This is a genomic window from Chamaesiphon sp. OTE_20_metabat_361 (assembly GCF_031364565.1).
Genome location: NZ_JANLWO010000307.1, coordinates 1 through 5,298, shown reverse-complemented (window position 1 = coordinate 5,298; position 5,298 = coordinate 1). Strand labels below are relative to the sequence as shown.

Sequence of the window (5,298 nt, the reverse complement as noted above, 5' to 3'; positions counted from 1 at the left end):
GAGCGAATGCCCACAGTAGTAGAATCAGTGGCATTAGCACTGTAAATATTACCGCCAATCGAAAATCCATCCAGATTAACGGTTGAAACCATAACTCAGTTTGATTTGGCATTAGCTAGATCTAAAAATAGGTAGTTTGCTGCTGTTGATGGGTGGCGATCGTTGACCCAATTCAACAGATTTTCTCTCCCAATCTTGACATAAATCGTGCCGCTTTAGGTTTAGGCTTTAGGTATTAGGCTTTAGGGTTCGGAGTTCTGGTACTGGGCGGCGGAAATGAGGCTACCAGTTCTTTCGCCTAGTCTCCCCGTCCCCCAGTCGCCCCGAAATAGTAACTAGATTTACGCCGCAGAATACTAGCATCTAAGATCTAGGCTTTAGACTTGTGGGTACGATCGACTAATTTGCCGATCCTGAGATCGCGCTTGAAGATGTCGTGGAGTAGCACGTAAAAGCACGGGATGATAAAGAGTGTTAGCAGGGTGGCGAGGGTTAAACCTGCAAAGACGACAATGCCTAGCGGTTGGAGAAATTCTGAGCCTTCGCCGATGCCGAGTGCGAGGGGGAATAGTCCCAAGACGGTGGTGACGGTAGTCATCAGAATCGGGCGGAGGCGTTGGGGGGCGGCGGTGAGGATGGCGGTGGGTCGATCTACTCCGGCTTCGGTGCGGATTTGGTTGGCGGTTTCGACCATGATAATGGCGTTGTTGACGACGATCCCGACGAGGAGGACGGCACCGACGACGACCGTAATTCCGATCGCGGTTTGGGTGATATATAGACCCAATAGTCCGCCGACGAGGGCTAACGGGACAGCCAAAATAATTACCAGCGGATCGATAATCGAGTTGTATTGGACTGCCATGACGACAAATACCAAAAAGGCGGCTAGACTGCCCAGGGAGACTAATGCAGATTGGAGTTCTTGGTTGGTTTGTCCTGCATAGCTGGGTAATACCGTCACCCCGTCGGGTAGATCCAGCGTCGAGATAATTTGCTGGACTTCGGTGATGGCGGCACCCAGACTTGCGCCTTTATTGAGGTTGCCCGCGATGATAAATACCGGGCGCTGGTCGATCCGTTGAATCTCCCCTGGGGCTTGTCCCTCCGTAATCGTCGCCACATCGCTCAACCGGACGAGGGAATTATTGTTGACAAAGAGGGGAAGTTGTGCTAGCTGAGACGGCTGTTTGAGGAGATCGCGGTTGAGTTGCACGCGGACATCTACCAGCCGCTCGTTTCGTTGTAATTGGGTGGGCACCGAACCTTCGAGGGCGGTTTGGATGGTGCTGCCGATCGCTTGAGTCGTCAGACCCAGATCGCTCGCCCGCTCCCAATTAGGGCGAATTTGGACTTCTGGCTGGCGATCGTCAGCATCGGGACGGAAAGCCGATAATTTTATCCGCTCGTCCAGTGCTGCCAATACTTGCCTTCCGGCTTGTCTGAGGACTTCGGCGTCTTGCCCTTGGAGGACGACATCGACTTCTGCCCCCCGGACTGGTGAATTATTGAGGATCAAACCGCGTACCGATCCGGCGGTCACGCGCACCCGAATTCCGGCTAAGTTGAGCCGATTTAGTTCTCTGGTGGTGCGCTCGGTAAATTCTTGGACGTCGCTACCCGATTTGAGGGTGATACTCCCCGTACTGCGGGAGGGGTTGGCAGATACCGTGTTACCAAATAACGAACCGCCTGCGGTGGTAAACACATATTCCGTCTCTGGCTGTTTGAGCAGGACATCATCCACTGCTGCCATCACGCGGCGATTGGTAGCCAGCGAGGTTCCTGGCGGAAATTGAACGTTGACATTGGCTTGTCCGGTACTGATGCGGGGGAGAATTTCCTGGGGAATTTGTCCCGCCATTAGGACACCACTACCGCCTAAGAGGATAAATGCCGCCAGCACGACGATCGCCGGACGGCGGATGACTTTGGCGAGGATATTACCATACGATCGCGTACCGCCTTCAAGTTTTTGATTGAATACCCGGAGGATCCACAGCCGATTGAGACCGCTCGATCGCTCGATCGCGAATAGCCGCGCTGATAACATGGGGACGACCGTCAGGGCGACAATTAGGGAAGCCGCAACCGCGAAGCAGATCGTCAGAATTAGCTCGTTAAATAGTAAGGAAATAAAACCTCCCACGAGGATGAAAGGTAGTACCGAAACTAGGTTGGCAGCCGTAGAGGCAACTAGGGATGATTCTACTTCCTGGCTACTCTCTTCGACAGCCGCGATCGCTTGAGTGGCGTAATCACCAGCGTTATTCCTCTGGGCGCGATCGAGTTTGAGTGTGTCGATCCGTTTGCTGACATTTTCGAGAATTACAACTGAAGTATCGATCGCTTGACCGACACTAATTGCCAATCCCCCCAAACTAAAAATATTCAGTGAGAAACCGGATAGCTTCATCACGATCGCGGCGGCTAGAGTACAGAGCGGAATCGTCAGGGTGATAATAAATGTCTGCCGCAGGGAACCCAAAAAGATAAATACCGAAATCGCCGCCAGCAAGGCACCAGACAGCCCTGAAGTAATCACATCTGCCAGCGAGTTGCGGATGAACACCGACTCATCCAACGTCGGGACAATCTTGATATCCGCTGAAATTACACCAGATCGTCTCAATTCCTCGATCTTCAGTTTGACTGCCTCTACGACAGCGACAGTATTCGCATCAGACTGTTTCTGGACGCTGATTTTGACTGCTTTGTTACGGTTGAGACTGACGAGTACCCGCTCTTCTTCGGTACCATCGGTGACTTTGGCAAAATCCCGCAGATAGACTTGCTGCGTGGGGGCTGGCTGGGCGGTTGTCACGGTAGCAGTGGCGTTAGTCTGTGCCGTGGTACTGGCTGTCGCCGATCCCCCAATGGCAAACGCCAGATCGCGAATTTCACTCGCATTCTGAAAGCGTCCGACGGCGCGGGTGAGGGGTTCGGAACTGTCGCCGCGAATGCGTCCGCCGGAGACATCTTGATTGCGCTGGGTGAGTTGCTCTAGGACAGTAGGTAGGCTAATTCCGAGCGATTGGAGGCGATTGAGGTCGATATCGACGCGGACTTCTTCTTGCACGCCGCCAGAGACATCGGCGGAAGCAACACCCTCGACGATACTCAGCTCGCGGGAGAGTTCTTCATCAGCAAAAATCCGTAAGTCTACATCCTGAAGTGAAGGTGCCGTCAGCGCCAGTTCGTAGACAGGGAGTTGGGAAGGATCGATTTTAAATAACCGGGGTTCTTCGATCGAGTCTGGTAACTGGTTGCGGTTGCGGTTGAAGGCGGCGGTAGTGTCGTTGAGGGCTTGGTCGATATTACTCCCAGGGTTGAAGTAGAGGTCGAGGTTGACTTGTCCTTCGCGGGTTTGGGAGTAGATTTGCACCACGCCATCGGTGGTAGACAGGGCTTCTTCGAGGGGGCGCGTAATTTCATCGATCGCGACTTCGGGCGAGATCCCCGGTGCTTCGAGCCGAACGCCGATCCGAGGATAAGTAATCGAGGGAAGGAGATCGACGGGCAATTGGGTAATGAAGAAGATCCCGACGATGATGACGGTCAGCGTCAGCATCAGGGTGCCGATATACTGACGGATCGAGAGGGTACTAAGGCTGAAGCCAGATGAGGGTGAGTTTTGCACGATCGATTTAGTTGAGTAGGATGATAATGCCGTCGCTTCCCCCCTTTCTACGCGAGTCTGCTAGACTTCGTTTTCGCTGAGTTTACCCCCCCAACCCCCCCTTATAAAGCGGATGCGCGCTCGTCGGGTTTCCCGACGGGATAGCGCACCAAGCAGGGGGGGCTTTTGGCTTCGCCACTACAGGGGGCTTTTACTCTCTCCCCACAGAGGGGACTCTTGCTCTTGCCCCACAGGGGGACTCTTACTCCCTCCCCTTTATAAGGGGAGGGTTGGGGTGGGGTAACGGGACTACGAAAGCACAAGCAGCTTCACTTAGCCGACAAAATGCTCAATCGCACCGCTTCACCATCTTTCAGGGGCTTACCAGCCCTAGAGACGAAGCGTTCCCCAGGATTGAGACCGGAGAGGATTTGGACTTTGCCGTCGATTTGTTGACCCAGAGTGACCTTGCGGGCATTGACTACCGATCCTTCGCCTTGACGGGCGATGACAAATAGCGTCCCGGTGGTGCGTGGAGCGGCACTTGCAGGGGCGGCTGGTGCTGTCCTGGCGCGATCGGGTGTGGGTGATGTGGGCTTGGCTGGGGCGCGATCTGATTGGAGTGCGGAGAGGGGGATGACGACTCGCTCTGCGGTGGCTTGGGCGAAGGTCGATCGCGCGAGTAAGCCGCTCCCGACGCGACCATTGGGATTGGGGATGGTAATTTCGACGGGAATGAGCCGCGATGTCGGATTGGCAGCCGGGGAAATCCGGGTGACTTTACCGCTAAACTGTTGGTTTGCGAGAGCATCTAGCTTGACGGTGGCGTTACTTCCGAGCCGGACAGATGCTAAGTCGAGTTCGGACACTTGAACGGTGACTTTGACGCGACTAAAATCGCCCAGCCGCAGCAGTTCGTTACCGACTTGGAGGATATTGCCACGATCGGTCGATCGGGTCGAGACGACGCCAGAGATCGGCGCGGTGACGACGGTATAGGATTTGCGTCGCTGCTGTTGGGCGACGACTGCTTGCTGGGCGGTAATGCGATTCTTAGCAACGCCGATCGCTTGTTGCTGTGCCCGGACTTTGGCTTGTGACGATCGCAAGACTTGGGCGGCTGTCTGAGCTTGGGTGCGAAATTGCTCGGCTTGCTGCTGGGAAATCGCCCCAGATTTTGCCAGACTTTCATAACGAGCGGCATCGGACTGAGCTTGCTGGAGTGTCAGGCGATTTTGGGCGACTTGGGTCTGAGCGTCGCTAACTTGGGACTGAAGTTGACTGATTTCGCTGCGTCGCGAGGCGAGTTCTGCCTGGGCTTCGGCGGTTTGGGCGTCCAGAAGGGAGTCATCGATCTGCGCCAATACTTGCCCTTGCTTGACGCGATCGCCTACATCCACATTCAACACTCGTAATTGACCTTCTGCCTGAGCGCGGATCGCCACCTCCCGCACGGGTTGAGTCGTCCCCGTGTATTCCCGAATCGACTCTAGCGGGGCTGTCGCCGCGATCTCCACGTCTACAGCCGTCGCCTGCGCTCGTCCGCCAGCAGGTCTAGTCTGAGCGTCAGCCCCATCTTTGGGCAGCGAATTACAACTAGTGAGCAATAGCGCTAACAGGGCGATCGATCCGACCCGAACGATCTTTACTTGCTGACCATAATTACCTTGGTGGCGGGC

The 5,298-nt window shown here is 54.9% G+C and carries 3 protein-coding genes; all 3 read right to left on the bottom strand.

Going from position 1 to position 5,298, the window contains the following annotated elements:
* Positions 1 to 112 (bottom strand): DUF3177 family protein (locus RMO35_RS09140; protein ID WP_309740426.1); only part of this gene is annotated, 112 nt, incomplete at its 3' end.
* Positions 113 to 370: 258 nt separating this feature from the next.
* On the bottom strand, positions 371 to 3,643 hold the full coding sequence (locus RMO35_RS09135) for an efflux RND transporter permease subunit (RefSeq protein WP_396135636.1): 3,273 nt from the start codon (positions 3,641 to 3,643) through the stop codon (positions 371 to 373).
* A 305-nt stretch (positions 3,644 to 3,948) separates the two neighbouring features.
* The gene (locus RMO35_RS09130) at positions 3,949 to 5,244 is read right to left on the bottom strand and encodes an efflux RND transporter periplasmic adaptor subunit (RefSeq protein ID WP_396135635.1); all 1,296 of its coding nucleotides are present in this window, start codon (positions 5,242 to 5,244) and stop codon (positions 3,949 to 3,951) included.
* Between the last annotated feature and the right edge of the window lie 54 nt (positions 5,245 to 5,298).